Origin of the sequence: Streptomyces sp. ISL-94 (assembly GCF_018614075.1) — a bacterium.
In the GTDB taxonomy this organism is placed as follows: Bacteria; Actinomycetota; Actinomycetes; order Streptomycetales; family Streptomycetaceae; genus Streptomyces.
In genome coordinates, this window is the sequence record NZ_JAGGOZ010000021.1 from 1 (window position 1) to 25,055 (window position 25,055).

At 69.1% G+C, this 25,055-nt stretch carries 21 protein-coding genes and 4 pseudogenes; 13 read left to right on the forward strand and 12 right to left on the reverse strand.

The features are described 5' to 3' along the window. Positions 1-231 precede the first annotated feature (231 nt). Positions 232-1,170: pseudogene (locus tag J7E94_RS07425) on the forward strand (transposase); the annotation flags it as partial. Between the two features lie 49 nt (positions 1,171-1,219). Here J7E94_RS07425 and J7E94_RS07430 read toward each other — a convergent pair. Together J7E94_RS07430 and J7E94_RS07435 are read right to left on the reverse strand one after the other, a co-directional pair. Further along, positions 1,220-1,879, reverse strand: coding sequence for a response regulator transcription factor (locus J7E94_RS07430; RefSeq protein WP_215013438.1), 660 nt, complete (start codon positions 1,877-1,879; stop codon positions 1,220-1,222). Continuing rightward, positions 1,876-3,045, reverse strand: a complete 1,170-nt coding sequence (locus tag J7E94_RS07435; protein ID WP_215013439.1) for a sensor histidine kinase — start codon at positions 3,043-3,045, stop codon at positions 1,876-1,878. Before J7E94_RS07435 ends, J7E94_RS07430 begins: the two co-directional genes overlap by 4 nt. A 133-nt stretch (positions 3,046-3,178) precedes the next feature. Here J7E94_RS07435 and J7E94_RS35350 point away from each other — a divergent pair. Further along, a pseudogene (locus J7E94_RS35350) lies at positions 3,179-3,427 on the forward strand (ATP-binding cassette domain-containing protein); the annotation flags it as partial. Between the two features lie 56 nt (positions 3,428-3,483). Here J7E94_RS35350 and J7E94_RS34260 read toward each other — a convergent pair. From J7E94_RS34260 to J7E94_RS07460, 3 genes are all read right to left on the reverse strand, one after another. Next, positions 3,484-4,536: a tyrosine-type recombinase/integrase gene (locus J7E94_RS34260; protein ID WP_308344678.1), complete on the reverse strand. Its 1,053-nt coding sequence runs from the start codon at positions 4,534-4,536 to the stop codon at positions 3,484-3,486. A 135-nt stretch (positions 4,537-4,671) separates the two neighbouring features. After that, positions 4,672-5,880, reverse strand: coding sequence for an MFS transporter (locus J7E94_RS07455; RefSeq protein WP_215013440.1), 1,209 nt, complete (start codon positions 5,878-5,880; stop codon positions 4,672-4,674). Further along, the gene (locus J7E94_RS07460) at positions 5,877-6,686 is read right to left on the reverse strand and encodes an alpha/beta fold hydrolase (protein ID WP_215013441.1); all 810 of its coding nucleotides are present in this window, start codon (positions 6,684-6,686) and stop codon (positions 5,877-5,879) included. Before J7E94_RS07460 ends, J7E94_RS07455 begins: the two co-directional genes overlap by 4 nt. 80 nt (positions 6,687-6,766) lie before the next feature. Here J7E94_RS07460 and J7E94_RS07465 point away from each other — a divergent pair, with 80 nt between their 5' ends. Next, positions 6,767-7,171, forward strand: a complete 405-nt coding sequence (locus J7E94_RS07465; protein ID WP_215013443.1) for a MerR family transcriptional regulator — start codon at positions 6,767-6,769, stop codon at positions 7,169-7,171. Between the two features lie 289 nt (positions 7,172-7,460). Here the strand turns inward: J7E94_RS07465 and J7E94_RS07470 are convergent, their stop codons facing one another. Beyond that, complete coding sequence (locus J7E94_RS07470) at positions 7,461-10,682, reverse strand: Tn3 family transposase (RefSeq protein WP_215013445.1); 3,222 nt, start codon at positions 10,680-10,682, stop codon at positions 7,461-7,463. A 132-nt stretch (positions 10,683-10,814) separates the two neighbouring features. Here J7E94_RS07470 and J7E94_RS07475 point away from each other — a divergent pair. The 3 genes and pseudogenes from J7E94_RS07475 to J7E94_RS07485 all read left to right on the forward strand — a co-directional run. Further along, positions 10,815-11,492 (forward strand): annotated as a pseudogene (locus J7E94_RS07475) (ATP-binding cassette domain-containing protein); the annotation flags it as partial. Then, positions 11,489-12,352, forward strand: coding sequence for an ABC transporter permease (locus J7E94_RS07480; RefSeq protein WP_215013449.1), 864 nt, complete (start codon positions 11,489-11,491; stop codon positions 12,350-12,352). The pseudogene J7E94_RS07475 and the gene J7E94_RS07480, both read left to right, overlap by 4 nt. Before the next feature lie 228 nt (positions 12,353-12,580). Next, positions 12,581-13,327, forward strand: coding sequence for a nucleotidyltransferase domain-containing protein (locus J7E94_RS07485; protein ID WP_215013451.1), 747 nt, complete (start codon positions 12,581-12,583; stop codon positions 13,325-13,327). A 142-nt stretch (positions 13,328-13,469) separates the two neighbouring features. On the opposite strand, the gene J7E94_RS07490 is transcribed toward J7E94_RS07485, so the two are convergent. Together J7E94_RS07490 and J7E94_RS07495 are read right to left on the reverse strand one after the other, a co-directional pair. Further along, the gene (locus J7E94_RS07490; RefSeq protein ID WP_215013453.1) at positions 13,470-14,948 is read right to left on the reverse strand and encodes a site-specific integrase; all 1,479 of its coding nucleotides are present in this window, start codon (positions 14,946-14,948) and stop codon (positions 13,470-13,472) included. Continuing rightward, on the reverse strand, positions 14,945-15,100 hold the full coding sequence (locus J7E94_RS07495; RefSeq protein ID WP_215013574.1) for a hypothetical protein: 156 nt from the start codon (positions 15,098-15,100) through the stop codon (positions 14,945-14,947). The genes J7E94_RS07490 and J7E94_RS07495 overlap by 4 nt, the downstream gene beginning before the upstream one ends. Here J7E94_RS07495 and J7E94_RS35890 point away from each other — a divergent pair. Continuing rightward, a pseudogene (locus J7E94_RS35890) lies at positions 15,099-15,665 on the forward strand (transposase); the annotation flags it as partial. The gene J7E94_RS07495 and the pseudogene J7E94_RS35890 sit on opposite strands and share 2 nt — an antisense overlap. Before the next feature lie 157 nt (positions 15,666-15,822). Here J7E94_RS35890 and J7E94_RS34270 read toward each other — a convergent pair. Next, positions 15,823-16,152: a hypothetical protein gene (locus J7E94_RS34270; protein WP_251056280.1), complete on the reverse strand. Its 330-nt coding sequence runs from the start codon at positions 16,150-16,152 to the stop codon at positions 15,823-15,825. A gap of 316 nt (positions 16,153-16,468) precedes the next feature. On the opposite strand from J7E94_RS34270, the gene J7E94_RS07505 reads away from it, so the two are divergent. Then, the gene (locus J7E94_RS07505) at positions 16,469-16,828 is read left to right on the forward strand and encodes a hypothetical protein (protein WP_215013457.1); all 360 of its coding nucleotides are present in this window, start codon (positions 16,469-16,471) and stop codon (positions 16,826-16,828) included. 380 nt (positions 16,829-17,208) lie between these two features. On the opposite strand, the gene J7E94_RS07510 is transcribed toward J7E94_RS07505, so the two are convergent. After that, positions 17,209-17,469 carry a hypothetical protein gene (locus tag J7E94_RS07510; RefSeq protein WP_215013459.1) on the reverse strand — a complete coding sequence of 87 codons (261 nt, stop codon included), beginning with the start codon at positions 17,467-17,469 and terminating at the stop codon, positions 17,209-17,211. Positions 17,470-17,627: 158 nt separating this feature from the next. Here J7E94_RS07510 and J7E94_RS07515 point away from each other — a divergent pair, with 158 nt between their 5' ends. Beyond that, complete coding sequence (locus J7E94_RS07515; protein ID WP_215013461.1) at positions 17,628-17,984, forward strand: helix-turn-helix domain-containing protein; 357 nt, start codon at positions 17,628-17,630, stop codon at positions 17,982-17,984. Between the two features lie 17 nt (positions 17,985-18,001). Here the strand turns inward: J7E94_RS07515 and J7E94_RS07520 are convergent, their stop codons facing one another. Next, positions 18,002-19,012, reverse strand: a complete 1,011-nt coding sequence (locus tag J7E94_RS07520) for a recombinase family protein (RefSeq protein ID WP_215013462.1) — start codon at positions 19,010-19,012, stop codon at positions 18,002-18,004. Positions 19,013-19,305: 293 nt separating this feature from the next. On the opposite strand from J7E94_RS07520, the gene J7E94_RS07525 reads away from it, so the two are divergent. Further along, a complete protein-coding gene (locus J7E94_RS07525) occupies positions 19,306-19,677 on the forward strand; it encodes a recombinase family protein (RefSeq protein ID WP_251056281.1) in 372 nt (123 codons plus the stop codon). 288 nt (positions 19,678-19,965) lie between these two features. Here the strand turns inward: J7E94_RS07525 and J7E94_RS07530 are convergent, their stop codons facing one another. Further along, complete coding sequence (locus J7E94_RS07530; protein WP_215013463.1) at positions 19,966-20,766, reverse strand: maleylpyruvate isomerase family mycothiol-dependent enzyme; 801 nt, start codon at positions 20,764-20,766, stop codon at positions 19,966-19,968. Between the two features lie 533 nt (positions 20,767-21,299). Here J7E94_RS07530 and J7E94_RS07535 point away from each other — a divergent pair. From J7E94_RS07535 to J7E94_RS07545, 3 genes are all read left to right on the forward strand, one after another. Next, positions 21,300-21,992, forward strand: coding sequence for a DUF1062 domain-containing protein (locus J7E94_RS07535; protein ID WP_215013464.1), 693 nt, complete (start codon positions 21,300-21,302; stop codon positions 21,990-21,992). Positions 21,993-22,657: 665 nt separating this feature from the next. Further along, a complete protein-coding gene (locus J7E94_RS07540; protein ID WP_374224400.1) occupies positions 22,658-23,587 on the forward strand; it encodes a hypothetical protein in 930 nt (309 codons plus the stop codon). Between the two features lie 383 nt (positions 23,588-23,970). Continuing rightward, positions 23,971-24,885: an aminoglycoside phosphotransferase family protein gene (locus tag J7E94_RS07545; protein ID WP_215013466.1), complete on the forward strand. Its 915-nt coding sequence runs from the start codon at positions 23,971-23,973 to the stop codon at positions 24,883-24,885. Positions 24,886-25,055 lie beyond the last annotated feature (170 nt).

A 25,055-nucleotide genomic window follows, 5' to 3' on the forward strand; every position in this document is an offset into this window, starting at 1 on the left:
CTACATGTCCGCTCGCCGTAGTTATACGAGAACACCGCCGACAAGGCCCCGGAGTCCTAGCTCAGACACCAGGGAGCAAGTAACCCACTGGTAACTTCAGGGCTTCGTGGCCGCGGTCTTCTTGGGCTGGCGGGGGACGGTCTTGGCCCGGTCGAGGTGTCCGGGAGCGGCGGGGCCAGACTCGTTTTCGTGGTTCAAGGGGAGTGGGTCGGGGAGACGGTCGGGCCGGATGTGTGGGCTACGTGCCGGGAGTTGATCCCGGTCGGGAGCGTGTTCGCGTTCCTGGCCGAGCATCGTGGGCAGCTGTTTCCCGCGGTGATGTTCGAGGACATGTATCCGTCGGCGAACGGCCGTCCGTCCATGCCTCCGCAGATCCTGGCCGCGGCGATCACGCTGCAGGCCCTGCACGGGATGTCGGACTTCGAGACGGTCCAGGAATTACGTTGTGACCTGCGGTGGAAGGCCGCGTGCGGGCTCGGCTTGCACGATATGGCGTTCGATCCTTCGTTGCTGGCCTACTTCCGCCGTCGCCTGGCCCGCTCGGCCCGCCCGAACCGGGTCTTCGAGGCGGTGCGCGAGGTCGTGAAGGCCACCGGCGTGCTGAAGGGCAAGCACCGGCGGGCACTGGACTCCACTGTCCTCGATGATGCGGTGGCCACCCAGGACACCGTCACCCAGCTGATTTCCGCCGTGCGGACGGTGATCCGTGAGGTCCCCGGCGCCGGACCGGTCGCGGCCGTGCAGTGCACCGCCCACGATTACAGCGACCCGGGCAAACCGAGGATCGCCTGGAACGACCAGCAGGCCAGGGCGGACCTGGTGGACGCCCTCGTTGGTGACGCGCTGCGGCTGCTGGGCCACCTGCCCGAACAGGAACTCGGTGAGAAGGCCGCGAACGCGGCCGGCCTGCTGGCCCTGGTCGCGGGCCAGGACGTCGAGCCGGCCGAGGAGTCCGACGGCCGTGACGGACGCTGGCGCATCACCCAGGGGACCGCACCCGACCGCGTGGTTTCCACGGTCGATCCCGAGGCCCGGCACATGCACAAGAACCGAACCCGCCACCAGGAGGGCTTTCGCGCGCATGCCGCGTTCGAGCCCGAGGCGGGACTGTTCACCGAGGTCGCGCTCACCACCGGCAGCGGAGCCGACAACCACGAGGCCGCCGTCGCCCGGCGCTGTTGGGTGGCCCGTCGTTGCTTTGGTCAGCTGCGGGAGGACCTCACCGTGGGGGCGCGACCAGGCCGATTTCGTAGGCGAGGATGACGAGGTGGACCCGGTCGCGTGCGTCGAGTTTGGTGAAGAGCCGCGCGATGTGCGCCTTGGCGGTGGCCACGCTGATCGAGAGCTCCTCGGCGATCTCGGCATTGGACAGGCCGCGGCCGACGAGGGTCAAGACCTCACGTTCCCGGTCGGTAATGCCATCGACCACCACCCGGCGGGCGGAGGCGGGTTCGGGCCGTGCCGCGAACTCCTCGATGAGACGGCGTGTGACACTCGGAGCTATGAGAGCGTCTCCGGCGCCGACGACCCTGATCCCGTCGAAGATGGTCTCCAGCGGCATGTCCTTGACGAGGAAGCCGCTCGCTCCAGCGCGAAGCGCGCCGTAGACGTACTCGTCGTCGTCAAAGGTGGTGAGGACGAGTACGCGGGTCTTCGACTCCGGATCCGCGTTGATCCGGCGGGTGGCCTCGATGCCGTCCATACCAGGCATGCGGATGTCCATGATGGCGACGTCTGGCCGTAGCCGCTGTACCAGTTCCACCGCTTCGCCACCTTTCCCGGCCTCCCCGACCACCTCCAGGTCGGGAGTGTCGGCGATGAGGACGCGCAGGCCGGTACGGATCAGGGGCTGGTCGTCGATCAGAACGACACGGATCATCGTCCTGCCTCCACGGGCACCGGCAGCCGCGCCGCCACGCGGAAGCCGCCTTCCGGACGCGGCCCGGCGCTGAACTCGCCGTGCAGCAGGCTGACCCGTTCCCGCATGCCGGCGATGCCGTATCCGGAGCCTGCGACGGTGCCGCCGCAACCGAGGTCGACGATATCGACGGCCAGTTCGTCGTGGCGGTAGTCGACCGTCACGCTGCAGTCCCGGGTGCCTGAGTGCCGAACCACGTTGGTGACCGCCTCCTGGACGATGCGGAAGGCCGCCAGGTCGACGTCGGAAGGCAGGTCGCGACGGTCCCCCCGCCACCGGACGTCGACCCGGACCCCGGCGGCCGCGGTCTTCCCGACCAGCTGACCGAGTGCGGACAGACCCGGGAGCGGGTCCAGAAGCACGGTCTCCTGGTCGCTGCGGCGCAGGGCGCCGAGCATCCGCCGCAGGCCGGCGAGGGTCTCCCGGCTGGTGGCCTCGATGGCGTCCAGCGCGTTGCGCGTCTCGGCGGGCTGGGTGTCCATGACCCGGCTGCCCACGCCGGCCTGGATGGCGATGATGCCGATGTTGTGGGCGACCATGTCGTGCAGCTCCCGGGCGATCCGCAGCCGCTCGGCCGTGACCGCCTGCTGCGTGGCCTGGGCGCGCACCGTGTCCGCATGCGCCCGGTTCTGATGGATCGTGTTGCCGATCAGCCAGGCGATGACGACGGTTGACGCGAGGGCCGCCGGCACCGAGAGGTTGAAGAAGTACCCCTGGGCAAGCCGCCAGAGCGTGTAGCCGGCCAACATGCCGACAGGCAGCACGGCGGCGAGTACCGAGACCCGGCGTGAGCGGGTTGCAGCGGTGTAGCCCACGGCTGCGTCGGCCAGGAGGAAGAGTACGAACGGTGTCTCCCGCACCGGCATCCCGAGCGAGAACACGGCGGCCGCGAGCGCGATGGCCACGGACGCCAGCGGCGCGCGGAACAGCAGCAGTGCGCCCAGGGTCGTGACGACGGCGGTGACCAGGAGCGGTGCGTCTTCGATGTTGCCGTTGTACCGGAGCAGACGCTGCAGTTCGTCCGGCCGTTGGAGCGTGCGCACCAGGATGGTGGTCGACCAGAAGGCCGCCACCCACACACCCGGTGGCACGCGTTTGAGGAGGGGTGGATGAGGGGTGGCGATCATCTGTCGATCGTATCGACGCGCTCCCGCAGGGGCATTGGCCCACGGGCGTAATCCCTCGGGCTACCAACAGGGCTCACAAGTGTGAACCACTGGCCGATGCGGGCTCCGTACCCGCCCCGGCAGCTTGGACCCCGTGATCGAATCCACCCGACTGACCAAGCGGTACGGCGAAACCGTCGCCGTCGACAACCTGACCTTCACTGTGGAACCGGGCAAGGTCACCGGCTTCCTCGGCCCGAACGGGGCCGGCAAATCCACCACACTTCGGATGATCCTGGGCCTGAACGCCCCCACCAGTGGGTCCGTCACCGTGGACGGGGTTCCCTTCTCGCACCGTCCGCGCGGGCTGCGCCACGTCGGCGCGCTGTTGGAGGGGTGTGACCGAGATACGCGCCAAAGGGGCAACGGGATGATCTTGAAGCCCTGATCCGCTCGGATTTACGTGCGGCGACGTGCAGCGGGGTCGCGTTCGGCGACGTGCCGGGCGACCGAGTCGACGCCGGGGCGGGCGTACCGCTCCAGGGAGCGGACGGAGGCGTGGCGGGAGCGGGCCAGCAGCATCGGGGTAGAGGTGCCGCCCTCGGCGTCGTGCGTCAGGGCGCTGTGCCGGAGCCGGTGAAGTGTCCAACCGTCCAGGTCCTCGATGTCCTCGGGTGAGGCGAGCGGGTTGGCGAGCAGCCGGGTGTTCTCCTCGAAGATCTCCTCAGCGCGGCGGTAGGAGAGCCGGGCCCGGCCGGTCTCCGAGCACACGTCCAATGTCGGTGTTCCGGCGGGGGCCTTGCGGTCGGTGAGGAACAGCGGGCCCCGGGTGCGGCGGGCGATGAGGCGGGGCAGGAGCTGGGCGGTGCCGGACTGCCAGTGAATCCACTCCGTCGCCCCGCCCTTGGCGGTGATCCTGCCGCGCTTGTCCTGCGGATACAGGTCTTCCACGTTCAGGCACAGCACCTCGTCGGCCCTGGCCGCCGACTCGTAGAGCATCTTCCACTGCGTCTTCTCCCGGAGCCCGACGTCCAGGCGCCACAGGGCGGCGATCTGGTTCTCGGCCAGGGCTTTGGTGCGGTCCGGTGGTGCCGGCCGCCGCTCGATGCCGATCGTCGGGTCACCGTCGATCCAGCCCTGGCGCTGCCACCAGCCGATCGCCTTGCGCGCGATGGACAGTTCGCGGTTGACGGTGTCGGCGTCCATCTCGTCCGCCCGCGCCGCCGCCAGCTCGGCCAGCACTTCGGGCAGCGCCGGGTCGTCGATCGCGGCGACAGGGAAGACGGGGGGCTTCGCGCCCCGGCGGGCGGGTCCGGTCGGCGCGGGTTCGCCGGTGAGCATCCATCCCCACGTCGTGAGCGAGATCCGGTAGATCCGCGCGGAGGACTTCGCGATGCCCGCGCCGGTGAGGTACCGGTCGACCGCCGCGGTGTACGACGCGGGAGGGGCAGACAGCGGTACGACCCGGGCGCGCGGCAGCCGGAGCGTGCCCCCGCTTCCGAATTCGGTCACTGGTTCGATCGTCATCCCCGCCCCGCCCTTCTGGCACTGCCGCAGTAAATGCGTACACCTCGCCCCGGCGGCCAAAATCGTCCGCCGCAGGTCGCGGTGATCACGGTAGGGGCTCTGCCGCAGTAAATCCGGCATTTACCGCGACGGTGGATGCGGGAAGGCTGCCCGCGTGGACCAGGCAAAGACGAAGGCCGGTACTAATGGGATCAGGGCGGTCCAAGGGAGCATCGCCACCGGGGAGCTGCTCAGCAGTCCGCCGGTGAGGGCTCCTCCTCCGATGCCCAGGTTGAACGCGGAGACGTACCAGGCAGACGCCGCGTCGGGCGCGGTCGCTCCCAGGCGGAGAACGCTCGATTGCAGCGTTACCGGCAGTGCGGCGAAGGCAACGCCCCACAGGGCCACGGCCACCACGGCCAGAGGCTGCAGCCGGACGCTCGCACCGAGCAGAACCAGTGAGCCGGCCATCAGGGCGATGGTGCCGAGCAGGACGGTGTGCGGGCGACGGTCCCCCAGGACACCGCCGAGCCAGGTCCCCAGGAAGCCCGCCAGTCCGTACAAGGCAAGAAGCATGCTGGTGGCGGCTTCGCTGAAGGCAGCGGCGTCGTGCAGGAGCGGGGTCACGTAGGTGTAGACGGTGAAGTGTCCGAGGACGAGCAACGCGGTCGCTGTCACCATGCTTCGTAGGCCGGGCAGGCGCAGCGCGCCGCCGAGGCCTGCCGACTGCGGTGGGGCGGAGCGGTTGGGAATGTCGGGCAAGAGTCGCTGGGCGGCGGCGAGTGCCCCGAGACCGAGGGCCGCCGCGGCGCAGAAGGCGCCACGCCATCCGACGACGTTGCCGAGGACGGTGCCCAGGGGGACGCCCAGGACGAGGGCCGCCGAGTTTCCGGCGAAGACGATGGCTGTTGTGCGACTCGAGCGGCCGGGCTTGGCGAGCGCGGCGGCGTATCCGGCGACGATCGACCAGAAGACTCCGTGCGCCATCCCGCACAGGAACCGGCCGATCGCCAGCATCGGGTAGCTCTCCGCGGCAGCGGAGAGCACGGTGCCGAGGGAGAAGGCCGCACTCACGGTCATGTAGAGGCGCTTGCGCGGCCAGGCGGCGGTCCAGTGGGTGAGCGGAGCTGCCGTCAGTCCGACGGTGAAGGCGTACACGGTGACCAGCAGCCCCACCCGTGATCGCGCGACTCCCAGATCGTCGCTGATCGGCGTCAGCAGCCCGACCGGCAGCAGCTCTGTGGTGACGACGACGAAGATCGTAGTGGCGAGAACGAGCAGGCCAGCCCAGGGCCGGGCCAGCGACTTCGTGGGCGGACCGGCCTGATCCGTGAGGAGCGGTGCGCTCACGCTGACGTGGCGGGCAGAGCGGCGAGGAACTCGCGGACGTGGCGGAGCCAGGTCGCTCGATCTGCCGTGTTCAGGACGTGGGCGGCGCCGGGCAGTTCGATCAGCTGGGCGCCCGGGATGCCGGCCGCCAGGCGGTATGAGCTTTCGGGCAGCACCAGCCGGTCGCCGGTCGGCGCCACCACCAGGGTGGGCGCGGACACCTTCGCCAGATCGGTCCGGACGTCCACGCGGGACACCAGGTCGAAGTGATCCAACGTGCCTGGCGGCATTGCGGTCAGGGTCTGGGCGACTGGTGCGTCGAGGTCGGCCGGTTCGAGGTCCGCCAGGTCCGCAGGGGACATACAGGACAGGAGGGCGAGTCGTGCCACGTCGCCCCACTGACCCGCGGCTGCCAGGGACTTGATCAGCTGGGCGGCGAGCGCCAGGACGGGGTCAGCGGTAGGGAAGCCGGCGGTGAGGACGAGGGCCCGGACACGGTTGGGGTGCCGTGTGGCGATCCGGACGGCCACGGCGCTGCCGAGGGACTCTCCGAGGACGGCGAACGAATCCTGGCCGGCTGCAACGGCGGCTGCTACCAGGCGGTCGGCGAGGTCGTCCAGGTCCAGTGGTTCGATGGCTGCGGGGGAGCCACCCGCTCCGGGGTAGTGCGGGCCGACAAGGGTGTGGTCCTGGGCGAGGTCGTCGAGGACGAGGCCGAAGTTTCCCTCGATGCCGCCGCCGGCGCCGTGGGCGAGCAGGAGTGCGGGGCCGCGCCCCTGCACGAGGACGTCGAGGTGAGGGGTGGGAAGCGCGTGATCAGTGGTCATGCCGCCGACGCTAAACTCCGACATCAGTGTCAGAGTCAAGTTGCGGCGTGTGCAAGGGAAACGGGAATGGGGCGAGGGGCATGCGCATGAAGGAGATGGTGCGGCGTACCAGGGTCCATGAGCGGCTGCTGCGCTACTACGAGCAGCAAGGACTGCTGACGCCCGAGCGGCTGCCCAGCGGCTACCGCGTCTACGGCGAGTCGGACGTCGAGACGGTGCGCCGCATTCGCTGTCTGCTGGCGGCAGGCCTTCCGACCGCTCTGATCGCTCAGGTTCTGCCATGCATCCGGGCGGACGACGAGCGCCTCGTGCCCACCTGTCCGGACCTGCTCGCCCAGCTGCGCCGGGAGGGCGAGCGAATCACCCACGCCATCAAGGATCTACAGGCGTCGCGCGCGATGCTCGACACCATCATCGCCGCCGCGCCCCCGGGGGGCGGCGGGACGCCGAGGTCGCCTCAGCCGGGCGTTGCCGAGGCAAGCTGACAGGAAGTCCCAGATCGAGCGGCTTGCCATTGCGAGGCGGAGGTGTCCTACGGGTTGATGTTCGACCAGAACATGACCAGGACTTCGCTAGCGCTACCGCCAAGACTGTCCTCGGCGGCTCACGCCTCGTCGGCCTCGCCTTGGCCTTCGGCCTCATGGTCGCCGCCCGGCGCTACATCGCCCACCCGCGCCTGACACCACACCACCAGACAAGCGGCGCCCGAAAGGTGGCTTCGGGCGCCGCTTCGACTGTACGGCCCGTGCGCACGCAAGAAGGCTCGCGGTTCGGTCAAGCGGCCTGACCGAGTCCGGCGGCGGTCAGGTCCTGCTCGCGCAGCGGGGTGAAGTCGACGTCGAGCTTCGGGTCGTACGCGTCCGGCTGGATGCCGAGCTCGTGCGTGGAGTACTCGCCGAACCGGTTGATGTGCTCGGTCAGGTACGGCGAGATGTGCGCCAGGTCCTCCGGATCGATCTCCCAGCCCTCCTCCAGCAACTGACGGACGATCTCCGCAATGTCCAGGGCATTGTGGAAGATCACCGCGTTCGTGAGCAGCGCGTTGAACTTCATCGCCTTCTCCTGCTCGATCGGGTCGTTGTCCGCGATGACGCCGCGGTTGCCGAAGCCGATCCACTGGGAGAACCGGTTGAACGACTCCACCTTGTTGGTCGCCGCCGTCACCCGCCGGCGCAGCGGCGCGTCCGACAGATACCGAAGGAGCTGGACGGTGCGGATCACGCGGCCGACCTCGCGGAAAGCGGCGTACGTGGCGTTCTTCCTCGACCCGGAGCGCAGCCGCTTGAGCAGCGTGGAGGAGGAGATGGCGCCCTCGCGCACGGAGACCGCCACGCGCATCAGGTGGCGGAACTGGGACTCGATCAGGTCGAAGTCGATGACGTGCTTGCCCGGCTCCCCGAAGAGGGCGTCGATGTGCACGTACTCCGTCTGCTTGGAGGGCCGGTAGAAGGTCAGTTCCTTCCAGTTCCTGATCCTGGGCATCAAGTCGAAGCCCAGCAGGTGGGCGAGCGCAAAGACAGGGAAACTCTGGCCTTGGGTATCCGCGTGCACCGTGGTCGGCTGCACCTCGCTGGTGTTCTTCAGCAGGCCCTCGATGATGTAGACGGCCTCCCAGACACCGCACGGGATGAAGTGCGTGAACAGCGCGATGTAGGTGTCCGAGACGTGGTGGTAGGCGATGCCGCCGGGCTTGCCGTACCGAACGCTCGTCTCGGAGAGCAGGTTGTCGAGGTAGGTGTCCATGTGGGTGCCGTCCGCCGCCACGGCGGTGCCGTCGCCCCATGCCTGCGAGATGTCCAGGCGGGCGTGCGCGTTGACCAGGTCGGCGACCGCCTCGTTCAGCAGCACGATTGAGAAGTGCTTGTTGGCGACGTACGACAGCTCGTGCCCGGACACGCCGGGGATGTGCCGGGCGGCTTCGTAGGGGCCCATGTTGGTGCCCTTGACGAACGTGACGATCACGTAGCGGCCCAAGGGGTCGGTGAGCTTGGGCTCGTTGCCGGACGGCGGGCCGAAGCGGCGCCACCACTCCACCCAGTACGCGGTCCGGGCCGCGATCCCCATCAGAGAACGCTCCGGCATCCTCGCCTTGATCTCCTGCTCCAGCCGCTTCGCCGAAGGCCGCTGACCATCAGCCCTGAACGCCTTCAGCGACGGGATACCCGTCTCCGCATCGATGACCAGGCCCTCGTTCTCCGGGTACCCGGCGTCCGCCGCCGCGGCGGCGCCTCGCAGCTTGTCCTCCAGCTGCCGGCGGAAGAACTTCGCGTCGAACTCGGCGCTCTCGCCCGGCTCGCACAGGCCGACCTCCACCAGGTAGGACCCCAGCGTCTCCTGGACGACCTCCCAGTTCAGCAGCTGCTCGGACCAGTCGGCGTACTCCTCCGAGCCGACCACCGCGACGTCGCCGGTACGCAGCTCCTCGGCGAGTGCGGTGAAGACCATCGCCTCGAAGTGCTTGCGGACGAACTGCCCGGTCCGGGTCTTGTCGATCACGGCCTTGCGCCAGTTCTGGGTCGCGAAGGAGATGTCGACCTCCTTGCCCTCCTCGTTGAAGGCGGTGATGTACTCGCCGCGGGCCGCCTGGTGCCGCTGGGCGTGCGCGAGCGCGTCCAGCACCCGGCTGTCCTCGCTGGTCGCGGTGAACTGAAGGTTCTCGGCGTCGGCCAAGTCGAACATCACTGCCCGGTCCCGGCCGATCTGCCCGTACAGCAGCACTTCCCAGAAGTTGCCGTGGTGGGCGGAGACCTTCTCGATCTGCTCGTACTGCTTGGCGAATCCGCCGAAGCCCTCCACCGCCCGCGTGACCGCGCCGAGCCCGCTGGCCTGCACCATCTGGGCCTTCACCAGGGCGAGGACTGCCGGGGAAACCCGGCCCTCCAGCCGCTTCGCGACCTCGTCCACCGACGCCTCCTCGTCCAGGCCCTCCAGCGCCTGACGGGCCTCGGCGGTCATGGCCGCGGCCTTCTCCAGCGCCTCCTGTGCCGGGCCGCCCTCGTCGATGTGCTTGAGCACGGTGCGGTAGTTCCCGATCAGGGCCTCGACGATCTCCCGCTCGGCGAGCCGGATGTCCTCCAGCTCCGCCTTGGCCTTCTTGATCTTCGTCGCCACGCGCTTGCAGAACATCGTCGCGAGGTCGTCCCGCACCCGCATCCGCGCCTTGTGCGTCAGGGCCGCGACCAGCGCAATGCGTTTGACGGGGGCGAAGTCCCGCAGCTCCGAGGCATCCGCCGCGTCCGCCTCCCCGGCAAAGTCGGTGATCTTCCCTGCGGCGACACCGTCCATCCACACATCGGTGTCGCCGAGACCGTCCAGCCATTCCAGACGCTTGGTCAGGTTCTTGAAGTGCGACCAGGTCGGGCCCTTGGCGGGCTTCTTCAGCCGGTTGAACAGCGTCGTCCCGTCGCTGTCGCGCTCCTCCAGCAGCCGCATGAGCCCCGCCCGCTGAGCGGCGCTCATGCGGTCATGGATGCCCGCGCGGATCGAGGCGTTCACCTCGGTACGGATCTTCGCGGCCATCTTGTCGAAGGTGGAGAACCCCGGCAGCTCCAGCCCGGCCTCCACCACCTTCTCCAGCGCGATGTTGATCAGATCCGCCGGGCGGTTCTTCGCCGCGGCCTCCTTGCGGATCGACTGCTCGACGATTCCCCGGGCCCTGGCCTGGTCGTACGTCACGCCGACCTGCTTGCGGACCAGGCCACGGTGGTGCTTGGCGGTCCGCTCCGCCCGGTACACCGGCAGCGTGTCCTCCGGCAGCTCCACCGCCCGCCGCACGAAGTCCACCACCATCACCGGGACGTCCTCCAGTGCCGGGAAACACCCCATGCGCCGGTACGACTTCAGCATCAGCAGCAGGGCCAGCAGATGCTCATCGCAGTCTGTGGCGTCGGCCGCCCACTCCAGCTCATCGCGAGTCGGCGAGAAGAACAGATGCAGCTCGTGCGCGGTGATCAGCCGCTTGAACCGCGGATACGCGGTCCGTTCGATCGATGTCACAACCCACCTCAGGCCCCAGACGACGCTCAACATCCCCACCAACGACACTGAGCCGAATGGGTGACGGGGGAGGGCGCTCAGGGTTTCAAGATCATCTCGTTGCCCCTTTGGTGCGTATCTCGGTCACACCCCTTGGACGCCCAGGACGTCCATGGCGGACGCAGCGCGCAGGCGCACCTGTCCGCGCTGGCCCGCAGCAACCGCATCCCGCTGACCCGCGTGGACGAGGTCCTCCAGGAGGTCGGACTGGCCAAGGCGGCAGCGCGCCGAATCGGAGGGTTCTCCCTCGGGATGAAACAGCGTCTCGGCATCGCGGGCGCGCTGCTCGGAGATCCGCCGGTGCTCCTGTTCGACGAGCCCCTGAACGGTCTGGACCCCGAGGGCGTGCTGTGGGTACGCGGCCTGTTCCGCCGTCTCGCGTCCGAGGGCCGCACCGTGTTCGTCTCCAGCCACATGATGGCCGAGATGGAGCACACCGCCGACCGGCTCATCGTCATCGGCCAGGGCCGGCTGATCGCCGACCAGAGCCTGGAGGACTTCTCGGACCGCAACGCCTCCCTGGGCGTGACCGTGCACACACCCGACTTGGCGGCCCTGGAGGCCGTGCTGATCGCCGAGGGCGCGTCGGTGCGCCGGGAGAGCGACCAGGCGGGCCGGGTCACCGGCCTGACCGCGGCCCGAATCGGCGAACTCTCCCACCGGCACCGCATCGTGTTGCACGAACTCGCCACCCACACCCCGTCCCTGGAGTCGGCGTTCATGTCCCTTACCGCAGACAGCGTCGAATACCTCGCAGGAGAAGCCCGATGAGCACAATGACGTCCTCCGGCACCAGGCCGTCCGAACGCGCGGCCGAACCGGTGGCCGGGTTCGTCGACCTGCTCGCCTCTGAGTGGATCAAGATGCGGTCGCTCCGGTCGACCTACTGGCTGCTTGCCCTCAGTGCCGTCGTCGCCATCGCGATCAACGTGAACTCAGTCCATTCCGACCTGACGTACATCGACCAGCCGCATCCCGCGCTCCCCGGTTTCCCGCCCTTCAAATACGACCCGCTGTTCCACGGCCTGGGCAGCATCGCCGCCGACGTCATGGCACTGGCCGCGGCCAGCTTCGGCGCCATCACGGTCTTCGGCGAGTACGCCACCGGAATGATCCGCACCACGCTCGCCGCCACTCCCGACCGGCGCGCGGTGATCACGGCCAAGGTGGCCCTCGTCACGGCGATCACGCTCGTCCTCGGTGTGATCGTCTCCGTGACGTCGTTCTTCACCACCAACGCGATGCTGGCCTCCCGCCACGTCGGACTCTCCATCCACGACCCCGGCTGTCTGCGGGCCGTCACGGCATACGCACTGGTCATCCCGGTCTGCGCGCTCATCGGCATGGCTTTCGGCGCCGTCCTGAGACACGCCACGGCTTCGATCGTCGCAGTCGTAGGAGTGCTCTTCATCCTGCCCATGCTCTTCGGTGGCGAGAGGTACCGGCTCTTGAAGGAGATCGGCAACCACCTGCCGCTCGCCGCCCAGGCCCGGCTGGCGCTGAACCCCGAGTCCGACACCAGCCTGGGCGAGTATCCGGCCACGATCACGGGCTCCTGGACAGCGCTCGCGGCCTGGGCGCTCGTCTCGGTGGCCATAGCCGTGATTGTCGTGCGGCGCCGGGATGTCTGAGACCGGCTCAGCCCGGGTGCCGCCTTGCCGCCATCGCGAGGTACATCTCGGCCAGTGATCCGGCGTACGAGCGGCCCGCCTTCGGCCTTGGGACTGGTAGGCGTCGTTGTTCAGCTGGCCTGTATCCCTTCTGCGCGCGGTGAGGTCTGTCACGGGCTGTAGTAATCCGAGCCTGGGGTGCGGGAAATCTGTCGCCGCTGGTCAAGGGTTCGTGAAACGCTGACGGACATGCATCCGGACCCGATTGACCTGGCTCGACGTCTTGTGCATGGCCGTTTTCCCGATGCGCTCGCCGTGGTCCTGGCTGGATCCACCGCCACGGGACGGGCGACCGCCAGCAGTGACCTGGACATCGCGGTGCTCATTGGGGATGGCGGCGAGACCCGCCGGGAGACGCTCCGGTTCGAGGGGCGCCTTGTGGAGCTCTTCATCCACACCCGTGCCGGTCTCGTGGAGCTCTTTTCCGCAGATGTCGCCGCGCGTCGTGGGGTGCTGCAAAGCATGTATGCCACTGGCCTCGTCCTGGTCGACACCGGTGGGGAGGCCGGACGTGCCCGGGCCCGGGCCGAGTCCGACCTCCGCAATGGTCCGTCGACGCTGGAGCCGGAGACGGTCGAGACCAAGAGGTATGGGCTGACAGACGCTCTGGATGATCTGGCGGATGCAGATGATCCCTTCGAACGCCTGGCGGTGGCAGGGGTCGTCCTCAACGTTGCCGCTGACCTGCTCTTCGACCAGCATCGCGCTTGGGCGGGCGGCGGGAAGTGGCTGCCCAGGCGGCTGCTGGAGGCTGATAGGGAGCGCGGCGGAGCCCTTCTCCAAGGGCACCGACATCTGTGCGAGACGGGTGACCCGGTGCTGTTGATCGATGCAGCCGTCCGAATCCTCGACCTCGTCGGTGGGCCGCTTCACGAGGGCTATTGCAGGACGTGGCGGGGTGTCATCGAATCCGTCGCCGCAGGCATCGGGCGTTGACAAAAGATGCTCACGGAACGGCAGCGACGGTGGCTCGCCGACGAGATCACCGAGACGTACGGACCCCACCCTTGGATCAGGCGCTTGGAGGTGTAAGTCCAAGGCTGGTGCGGCCAGTGCCCCACCGGGAAAGTCTTGTGGATCAACGTCTGTGGTCGCCGGGTGCGTAATGCTTCCAGGGAGCTCCGGCGTCGGTGGCGATGCGGGTGGTGCTCTTGTCGTGGTAGCCGAGTGCCTGGGCGATGACGGGGGCCGGGGCCTGGAGGACGAGCTGGCGGATGGCGGAGGTGCGGCCCTTCTCGGCCGGGATGCCGAGTTCGCGAAGTGCGTCGCGCAGGGTGGCGGGGTTCATGGGCTGGCTCGCTCGGCGGCCGGGGAAGAGCCAGGGCGAGTTCTGGTTGATGGCGGGGGTGCCGGCGGGCAGGGCCTGGAGGTAGCCGAGTAGGAGGTCGGCCACCGGCTCGGGCACCGGGGTGGGCGGGTCGCCGAGCCGGAGTGCGACGTGCTGGCCGTCGCGGAGAACGTCGTCGGCCGTCATGCGGACGATTCTGCTGACCGGCTGGGCGAACAGCAGGACCAGACAGGCGGCGACCCGAACTCTCAATGAGGTGCTGTCGTCGGCGAGGACCCGTTGCAGGGCGGCGACCCGCTGGTGCTGGCCCATCGGGTGAGGGTTGGAAGTCGGACGGTTCGGGATGGACAGCCGCGGCATCCGGCGGCTGTCCATGCACCACCGCAGGAACGCCTGTGCGGGGCGTCGGGTGGCGTACTTCTCCGCGTGCCAGGCATCGAGGTCGGTCTGGGTGCACGCGTCCAGCGCGACGTGCCGGGCGGCGACCCAGACCAGGAAGACGCCGGCCTGGGTGATCTGCTGGCGGCATTCCTGCGTCGTGCTGGTGCCCAGCGGGCTCTTGGCCGCCTTGGCGCGGAGCTTGCGGAGCTGGTGCCAGGTGGCGAAGTGCTGGAGCAACCGGGCGTGTTCGGCGTCCTCCGTGGTGGCGATCCGCTGGGCGAGCCACCGCTCGAACAGTAGGAGCCGCCGGTCGAGGGACGGCAGGACGCCGCTGTCCATGAGCAGGTCGCGCAGGTACGCGGCGGTCCGCCAGTTCGGCAGGGCCTGGATGGCGTCGTGTGTGAGCGGCACTGTTCCGGTGGCCAGGTCTCGCAGGAGAGCCGGGACTTGTGGGTTACGGAGCCAGGTCAGTCGGCTCTTCGGGCGATCCAGTCTCACCAGGAACTGGTGCAGTGGGATCAACTGCGAGTGGATGCGGCCGGTGCCGTCGTCCAGGAGGGCGGTGAGCTGGTCGGAGAGGGTGCAGCGTTCGCAGAGCCGTCCGCCGAGGAGCAGGCCCTCGAAACCGCAGCAGTCGCAGAAGAAGTCGCGGCTGATGCCTGCGCAGTCCCGGCATATCGCGGTTCCCGCCGCGTCCCGGCCGGGAAGCAGCCGCTCGGTTCCGCAGCCGGGGCAGCGGCCCCGGTCCCGCGTGGCCCGCTCGTAGCAGGTGCGGCAGATGGGTCCGTCCGACCAGTTCGCGGACTTGGCGGCGCGGCGGCCGCAGCGTGCGCAGGTGCGTATGTGCCACCGCTCGTATTTCTCGCGGCTGTCGTAGGCCGGGCTCACGAGTCGGGGGTGATCCGGGCGCGCTTGGGCCGGATGGTGTTGGCCAGGTCCACGACGTCGGCGCCGCCGGAGGCGGCGGTGCGGCGCGGGGCGACGTTCTCCGCCCGGGTGGCGATCAGGTCGGTGGGATTGACATCGATCACCTGCGGCATGAACCCTTCTGTCAAACGCGCCGTCCACGCCATCCCCGACACCGCATGGCAGCAGATCATCTACCCCACCGCCGTGCCCGACCCCGCCACCGGCGAACTCATCTCGGACGCCGAAGTCGCCGAGATACCCGCCTACACCGCGTTCACCGGCCGAAAGAAGGTCGAACAGGTGACCGCCCGGCTGATCGTGCGCCGGGTCCGTGACCTGGCCAAACCCGCCACCGTCGGTGAGCAGGGCGAACTGTTCCCTGTCTGGCGCTACCACCCGTTCTTCACCGACAATCCCGCTCCCACGCTCCAGGCGGAGCGGGAACACCGCCACCACGCGGTCGTCGAGCAGGTCATCGCGGACAGCAAAGCCTCCGCCCTGGCCCACCTGCCCTCCGGACACTTCCACGCCAACGCCGCCTGGCTCACCCTGTGGGCCATGGCCTACAACCTGCTGCGGGCCACCGGCGCGCTGACCTCCGCCTTCCACGCCAAGGCCACCACCGCCACCCTCCGGGCCCACCTGGTCCACGTTCCGGCCCGGATCGCCCGCTCCGCCCGCCGCATCACCCTGCACCTGCCCACCCCGCCCGCCAGGGCCCGACCGGAAACCGAAACCGTGGAAAAGCTGGGTAGACCAGCGGATACCCGCTGCCCACCCCCAGCCGCCGCCCCGGAACCGGCGCAGAACGCCCTCAGAAGACCACCTTCAAACCACGTCGGTGGATCGAGGCTTAGCCGTCACCAGGTGACGCGTCCGGCAACGGCCGTTCGGAAGCGTCACAGGCCCGGCGGATCCGCCGGGCACGGGTGCGACACCGCGGCGAGCAGTACACGGCATCGAGCCGCTTCCGCACGGGGACGCTCCAGCCGCAGACCGGGCACCCGCCCTGGACGTAGCGGTCGACACCCCCGCGGATCTCCTCGATGCCCTGGGCCACCGCCCGCCGGAAGACCGTCTCCTCGCGCCGGACGAGCCGCCAGTGCCGGCTGCGGCAGGTCGCACCGCAGTACCGCCGGTTCGGACCCGCGTCCTTCGGCAGCGGCTTCGGCAGTGGCCGCACACCGTCGCACCTTGCCGCTCACTCTCCCAGCGTCCTCGTCCCCAGCGCCGGGGGAAGCCGGCAACCGGGACAGCCGTCCCCCTGGGGGATTCCGCTCGCGCGGTGCACCGAGGGTCGGCCGGAGCCGCCTGCATTCGGCCGTAATGGCGAGAATTCGATCCCGCTGCCGCGGTGAAACGGCTAAGTCGATCATGCTCAACATTTCCTCAAATTTGTTCCCTTGCGATGTGACCGCCGAGTAGGTTCTTCTTGATCGAAGACGCCGGGCCTGACCAGCTCGGTGTTGAAAAGTTAATTGAATCGGGGAAGTTCAATAATGAAGAACATGCTTTCCGGCGTTCTGTCGGTGGCTCTTGTCGGCGGTTTCGTCATGGCGGGCGGGGTCGGCGTGGCGCACGCTGATTCGGGTCCGCGTCCCGTGGTCCAGTCGGTCCAGGTGAACCCGCTCGAAGAGGCTCGCTCGCTGTGCATCATGTCCAAGAGCAAGCGGGACTGCGAGTACCTGATGACTCACGTCAAGATGAACGACATGGTGAAGAGTTGCCTGATCAAGGGCGCCATCGGTGGGGCCGGTGCGCTGATCGTCGGTCGCTTCGTCAGTAAGGACGTGGCGAAGGACATAGTTTCCAAGACCGTGGTCGCCGGTGCCACCGGCTGCCTCGCGGCACTCGCCTAAGGCAGGGAAAATCATGGCCAGGATCGTATTCACTGTTCTCTGGGTCGCTGTACTCGTCCTCGTCAACCGGAGCCTCCACGACACCGTCTGGGCGCAATACCTGGCGACGTTCCTTCTGGGGGGTCTCTATGCTCTGGCCCTCAGCAAGGTGGGGATTCTCCGCGCGGGGTCGCGGTCGGAAGGCTCGAAGTGACCGGCTTTCTTGGCCTTCCTGTGTCATTCGGTAAACGCCTCGATTGTTCGGACTGAGGTAATCAGTCCGAATGCGGTGTGTGAATCAGTGCCGGTGGCGCCCGTTCGGGGGCCACCGGCACTTCCGGTCGTGCGGCCGGGTGTTACGGGTGGGCGCAGGCGTGGTGGGTCGAACCGCCGGCAGCGGTTCACGGGCCGGGGTCGAGCGGGCCGTCAGGGCCGCCAGGGCCGAGCGGGTGCTGATGCCCGCCTTGCTTGTCCCACGGCGAGGCCGAGCGGCGCGCCCTTCCGCAGCGGGCGTGCGCTTCCTTGATCCCGACGAAGTCCTCGCAGTACGCGGCGAGGGTCGGGTGCGTGCTGCGCCACAATTGGCCGCGCGCGGCGACCTCCAGAGCGGCGCCGCAGATCCACTGCGCGGCGACCTCGGCGCTGGTCGCCTGCAGCAGCACGTCGTCGACGAGCGCTCGGTACTACTCATGAAACAGGGAGGTACAACGAAGCCGGCGGTCACTCTGCCCTATCTGCCAGGTGCCTTGTCAGATTTGCGCGCTAGTGTCTCGTGATTCTGTTTGTGGAACCTGAGGCGTCTGTGATCGTTGAGTCTGGCATGGATCTCTCTTCTGAACAGGTCTCCGAGCTACGGGAGTTGGCTGGTTCGCGGGATGTGCCGGCTGTCGTGGCACTTCGTGCGCGGATCGTGTTGTGGTCGGCCGAGGGGCGGCGGCGAAAGGACATCGCCGAGCTCGCCGGTGTGGCACCGCTGACGGTGGACCGCTGTAAGTCCCGCTATGCCGAGCGGGGTGTTGCCGGGCTGGAGGACAAGCGCCGGGGCGGGCCGCGAACTCAGGTGCCGCCCCGGACGCGGGCCCGGGTGATCGCCTTGACGAGGATGTCCCCGCCGGCGGATTCCGGGCTCTCTCACTGGTCCGGCCTTGGGGACCAGCCGTACAGCCGTTGGCGCTAAGCACTTGATCATGGTCGTTAGCTGCGGGCCTTCGCGTTCGGATGGGGTTGGGCCTGGAGCCGTTCGCGGAGGTCGATCTCCTCGGGGGTGAGAGGGTCGTCTGGCCGGCGGATGCGGACGGGCTTGGGCCTGAGAGGCAGGCCGTCGTCCGCCGCAGCGGCTTCGGCTTCCGCGAGGGCGCGGTAGAGCGAGGCGACGGACGGGGACCTGCCCGCGTTCTTGCCGACCTTGATGGTGAGCTTCTTCGCGATCTCGGGGACGGGGACGCCCTTGTCCTTCAGCGCGACGGCGAAGGTGAGCATGTCGTCGTCGATGACCTTCGGGCGTCCGCCGTGGTTGCCCTTGGACGCGGCGATGACCTGGCCCTCCAGGGTCTTCTCCCGGATGTAGTTGCGCTCGATCTGCCCGGCGACGGCGAGCACGGCGAAGAACAGGGCGCCCATGCCGTGGGGGTCGTAAATCCCGGTGAGCGGGCCGGTGAGGAGTTCGAGCTGGATGCCGCCGGCCTGGAGCTCGGCGGACAGCGTCATCAGCTCGGCGGCGTTGCGGGCGAGGCGCTTGAGTTCGTGGACGGTGAAGATGACCGGTGTTTCGGGGGCGGCCTCCTTGAACTGGTGGGCCAGTGCGAGGGCTTTCTCCAGCTCGGGCCGGACCTTGATGCGGGTGCTGATCTGCTCGGAGAAGACCTTGTGGCACTCCGCCCGGCGGAGGGCTTCGAGCTGGCTCGCCAGCTCCTGGCGGGCGGTCGACGTCCTCGCGTACCCGATCCGGACGGGCCGCTCGGTGCGGGGCGCGGGCACGGCGGCGAGCGCCGGGCCCAGCTTCCACGCGCGGCCGGGGCGCCGGTCGGCGGGGACGGGGATCTCCAGTTCCTCGCGGAGCGCGGGGACGAGGACGAAGCGGGGGGTGTGGTACTTCGCGGCGGTCTTCCCGCCCCGGGTGCGGCAGGCGCTGCCAGCGGGCGCGTCACAGTTCGGGCAGTCGTGACGTTCTACCGCTAATGCGGCCTGATCGTGCGTGAGGTCCATGGCGGCAGTCTCTCAGAAGTGCCTCGCACAACATGCGGGTTTCGAGAGGACTTTTGCGAACGGCGACCTGCGGAAACGTGATCACTCCGGGGGGCTCTCGCAGAACTCTCACAGATGACCGTTTGTGCGAGTCACTCGGCGTCAGGGTCGGTGTCGCTCGGGTGGACTCCGGTGATCGCCCATTCCAGCATCCGCATCCGTTCGACATCCGGCGTGCGAAGGCGACCAGCCCGGCGCCGAACTCGTGGTCGGGACCGATGTCCGCGGCATTGAAGTAGGCGTCGATCCGGCTCGTGTCGCCCGTCGTAACGAAATGGCGGGCGATGGCCGAGACCGAGCGGGAGAACATCCGGGAGTCCACCCTCGAAGGCCTCGATACCGCCTCCCGCAAGGGCAAGCACGGTGGCCGGCCACCGGTCATCACCGACGACATGCTCCATACCGTCATCCGCCGCCGGACGGCAGGCGAGTCCGTCGAGGAGATCCAGCCCGACCTGATCATCCCCACCGGCAAGCGCAAAGGGCAGAGCCCTTCCGTCGCGAGCATCTACCGGGCCCTGGCCGAGCACCACAAGGCCCAGGCTCGAGGCAGCCCAGGCCGACTTCGCGGCCCTACGCCAGCGGTCAGCGCTCGCGCCCACCAGCTCGTAGAGAGTCGCTACTGACCGATCCGATCCTCCCCAAGGACCTCAACCGAGCGGAGGAGCTACGGCGGGGAGGAGACGCCGAATGGGTGATGGCCTTCCGCTCCCGTCCGGCGTTGAACCGCGTATGACCCACCCTTACGAGCAGGACCTCGGCGCCCTCTACCTGACCCGCGCTCCGGCCCACCTGGACGACGATGACGCCGCCCTGGCGCTGATCGCGCACTGCCCCGACATCAGCGCCGCCCGTATCAAATACGGGCTCGCGTGGCGAAGAACGCGAACAGCAGCCGGCCGGGCCGCTACGTCCTACTTCTCCTCCGGCTCCCAGGCGCGGAGCAGGTCGAGCAGCCCTGCGTCTCCGTCAACGTGCAAGGAGGCGGCCGGGATACGGTCGTACAAGTAGAGGACCAACTCACTGGCCGTGCCATGGACGGAGGCGCCGGCTACGTCCGAGTCCTCGTCGGTCGCGGCAGTGTCCGCGGGGATGCGGGTGACGCGTGCGCCGTTGCCGTCGACTGTGAGGCGCCAGGAGCGGCCCTCGGCGGCGTGGAAGTCGAAGGCCGTGGGCTTGTGCGGCCAGGCACTCGGCGTCGCGCAGACGGTGAACAGGAACTCCTCCACACCGTCGAGTGCCACCTCGACCGGCAGCGGCTGCGAGGCGCCCCCGGCGAGCTGGGCGTCGTACGTGTGCACCGCGGTCTCCTGGACCCGGTGCCGGGCGGTGCCGCCGGCGGTCTGCGGTGACTGCGACGCGGGCCACCACGTCCAGCAACCGCTCTCCGGTCCTGCCTCGCGCAGGGCGCTCACCAGAAGCTGCGTCGACGCGGCCAGCCAGGCCAGCAGGGCCTCACGCTCCCGCGGCACTTCCAGAGCGGCGCGCGCAGCGGTGGCCTCGGCCGGGGGAGCGTCGGCAGGCCCCGCGCCGACGATGGCGGCCCAGAAACGGTCTCCCCCACCCAGGTGCTTCACCAGATCGAACAGCGTCCACCCGGGGCAGGTCGGCACCTGCACATCGAGGCTGGGAGCGGCGGCGACCGCGGCGCGGAAGGCGCCCGACCGTTCGTCGATGAGTCGCAGCAGGTCAGGGAAGTCCAGAGTGTTTTGCACGCCGGATGTCTATCACTGCGCCCCGTGCGACCGCACGCGGATTTTCACAGCCGACGCGGCGGGCGCGCGGCACGGGCCGCGCACCCTCGGATGGCGCGGTGCCCTGCTCTCATGCACAGCATCGGTCGAAGTCGCCCGATCGGGGATTCCCGTTCGACCAACACCCCTCGACATCGGAACAACGACAACAGTCACTGATCTCTGAGACAACCCCCAGGCACGGCAAAGGCCAGTTCGCGGCAGGCCAAGCGATCCAGGCCTTGCCTGCAACGAGGCCGAGGCGCTGCCACGGCCTGTCGGCGGGCGGCCCGCGGAAAACGAGTTGCTCGCGGGTCGTGGCCTCGATCATGATCGCCTGCATGGACCTGTAACGGCTGCCACGTAGCAAAGCCAACCTGTCGCGCGGTTGACCCCGGAGCCTGACGACTCGGCCCCGAGGCGATGACTCGCGCCCTCGTGTGCATCCGTCATATCCCAGGAGCCGCAGCCTCGCCTGCGAGAGCTCCTGGTCAGTCCTGAAAGCAACCACATTCATGAATACTGACCGCAAGGCCCTGTGGGCCGTGCGTGAGTCCGCGCTGCCCACCGTCGTACGCCCCTGCCCGGACTGCTCCGGCAGCCGGCACCGTCCCTCGGGCAAGATCCGTGTCAACGCGAGCGGCAAACTCCTCGACGTCTGGCTTCTCCTGAGCTGTGCAGGGTGCGACCGGACCTCGAAGGTGCCCGTCCACGAGCGCGTCCACGTCTCGTCGCTGGAGCCCGCTCGCCTGGTGGCGTACGAGAACAATGACCCAGCCGTGGTACGGGAGCTGACGATAAGTCAGTCGCTGGCCGCGAAGAACGGATACCGCCTCGACTGGACCGGTACGTGGGAGGTGGAGACCCGCACGCCCCTCTACGCACTCGACGACCCGGCACCGTTCAAGGTCCTGGTCAGCTTCGAGCTGCCCGCGCCGGTCCGGGTCGAACGACTGCTCATGCTCGGGCTCGGTCTCAGCCGCAGTGGGGTACGACGCATGGTCGGGGACGGGCGTATCCACCTGCCGCTGGCCCTGGACGCCAAGGCGCATCGTGACTTCGAGCTCACCATCCACGATCTCGGTTCCGTCGATGCTGCGAAGCACTCGAAGCTCCTTGGCGCTCCGACCGACGTGCGCACCGACCTGAGCCGCGTCGGGTTGCACGACACGCCGCAGCACGTGTCGCGATCGGCGGCGGGAGCGTAAGAGCGGGGCAGCAGGGCCTTCTGGACAGCCTGTTGGCGTAAACAACCTTCGAGCTGCCAGGAGGCCCTGCTCTGTGCGGCACCAGCCACAGTCACCCGATCGAGACTCCCGTTCGACCAACACCCCACAGGATCGGAACGGCAACAGCCGCTCAAGATTCGCTGTCGCAGGTCACCTGTGCAACGCCACGGGGCTGAGTGTGCCTCATGTGACAGAACGCCTGATTTCTCTCTGACCAGCGAGTTCAGGTTGACAACCCCCCTCGGCGACGGAGGTCGCCGAGGGCGTAAGCCCGAGGCGGGGTTGGGGTGCCTGCCTCGGGCACGTCGCTTCTGTCGGGCTTCTCGAAGAACGAGCGGTAGGCGCCCTCACGGATGTCGTGGTCAGTGCCTCTGCTTTGGCCGCTGCGGTGCACGACATGTGATGCGGACGGCGGCGGCTTGATGTGGCGACGTAGACGCGGCCCATCGGCCCTACCCCAAAAAATCCGGTGGGTCCTTCGCCGTAGGCAAGGCACAATTCCCGGGGAACCGGGGCGAGGGGGAGCTTGTTTGGACGTGTTCGCGTGTGCCGGGTGCGGCACCGAGCTGACGGCGCCGGTGTCCCGAGTGGCCCTCCCGGCCCACACCCATCACGGGGGCTGGGAGGAACTCCATCCTCCGCTGATGGAGCCCGCGACGTACGCCGTCGACCCCCGACCCACTGGACCGCCGTGGCGGTTGTGGGAGGAGGTCGGAGAGGACGCGGCTGCCCGGCAGGGCGTATACGCGCCGGTGTACTCCGTCTCCTTCGGCGTGCGGAACAGGATCGTCATCGCCCCCGGCGACTCCCGGTCCATGGCCCTGATACCCGAGAAGTGCGAGGGCTACTGCCAGGGTGTGGACGGCCGGGCCGGCCCCAACCTGGCGTGCGAGGGGTGCGGGCGGGCCGTGGCGACCCGCATGGACGACTGCGGACTGTGGCAGACGGTGTGGCTGGAGCCCGACGCGGTCGTACGCCGCCCCTCGGGGCTCCCCGCCGGTCCGCCTCCCGACTGGGACGAGCTGGAGCGCGCCGAGCACCGCGTCCCACCCGTCGAACCCGACGGGTCGTGGAGCCGTCGCTGGGAGGCGGCGGTCGGGGTCGCGCTGGCCCACCTCGTGGCGGCCACTGAGGACCGCCCCGTGACCCTCCCAGCCGGCCCCGTCACCGAGCTGCTCGGCCACGCCGTCGGCCGGTACCTGCCAGCCGGGCCCGATACCCGTACCGTGGGGCTGGCCGGCCCGGGAATCCGAACGCCCCGGCCCCGTCCCGACGTCCTCCTCGTCCCCTGCCACCCCCTCACGGGCACTCCCTGGCGCCCACCCGGCGACGACGCGGCCGTGGTGCCGCTGGACAGCGGGGTCTGGGCGTACCTCGCCCACCCGGGCGAGACCTCGCCGATGCCCGCGACGGGGGTGCTTCCGGACGGCGTCCTGCGCGACGACTATCCCCTGCCGCCGCGCCCCCGGTGCCCGCTGACGCCCCGCCACCGCGCCTTCGAGTACACCCTGGTCGGGCTGCCCGCCATACGCGCCCCCCGGCTGCGCAGGTACCACGACGCGTACCGATCATGAACGTCTGACTGGGCGTCCACGGCGCCGAGGTCGCAGCGGTCCGCTCGTCGTTCGGTTCGGATCTCAGGTCCCCTTGATCCGCCAGCTGCTCTCCGGCCTCGGTACTGGTCAGCTCGCGTATGCAGCTGTCGCCAGTTCTCGTGTGGAACGGGGACGGTTGTGACGATGCGTGCTCCCCCAGGGCGTTTCGGTGGCGAGGGTGGGCCGATCCCGAGCCCGTTACGGTTGGTGCCTCCGAGCCCCGCTTGGCGGCTTGTCCGCTCTCGGTCTTCAGCTGTTGATCTTCGCAGCAACGCTGAACGAGATCCGGTTCCGCCGGGGTTGGGAACATCAGCCACAGCCGCTCCGCTATGGGACGGTCGGCGGCTCTATCGTTGCTCCGCATGACCCAGACCGAGATCGAGATCACAGCGGAGTTAGTCCGGCACCTGCTGCGGGACCAGCACCCTGACCTGGCCGATCACCCCTTGAAGCTCGGCGCGCGTGGTTGGGACAACCAGCTGTGGCGGCTCGGCGACGACCTCGCCGTCCGATTGCCCTGGGCGACACAGTCTGCGGACACATTGCTGCGCAAGGAGCACGCCTGGCTGCCCGTCCTTGCCCCGTACCTTCCGCTGCCGGTCCCCGTCCCGCAGCGCCTCGGCGAGCCCTCCGAGCGGTTTCCGCGGCCCTGGATCGTCACCACCTGGGTGCCGGGAGAGCCCGCCGACCGCGCCCCTGTCACGCGCGGTGCGGAGGCGGCCGACACCTTGGCCGCCTTCCTGACGGCTCTTCACGGACCCGCTCCCACCGGGGCGCCCGCCGGTCGTGGCCGCGGGGGGCCGCTGGCCGACCACGCCGACGGGTTCGCCAAGGGGCTCACCTCGGCCACCGAGCTGGGGCTGATCCCCGACCCGGACGCCGTCCTCGCGGTCTGGGAAGACGCCGTTGCCGCGCCCGAGTGGGCGGGCCCGGCACTGTGGCTCCATGGCGACCTGCATCCGGCCAACGTTCTCACCGCGGACGGCACCTTCTGCGGCGTGGTCGACTTCGGCGACCTCTTCGCAGGCGATCCAGCCTGGGACCTCGCCGCCGCTTGGGTACTGCTACCGGACAGCGCCGCCGACCGCTTCCATGGGGCCTACCAGCCGATCCCAGACGCCGCGACCTTGCGTCGCGCCCGCGGCTGTGCGGTGCTGAAAGCCCTCGCCTGCATCCTCATCGGAGATGCCGGAGTCCACGGCCGCCCCGGCGGCAAGCCCACCTGGGGGCCACCGGCCCACGCCACGCTGCGACGCCTCATCGCAACGGCCCGCTGAGCGACCGGGCCGAGCGGGCCGCCGGAGCAAGGTGGGCCTGGGTGCTCCTGGTCAGCTTTCCTCTTTCAACTGTCAGCAGATCCCCGTGGAACCCAGCCCGTTGGTGACCGTTTGCGATCTCTGGCGGCGTATCGGCTCCACGTCCCGCCGGTCTCCTCGAGGAGGCGGCT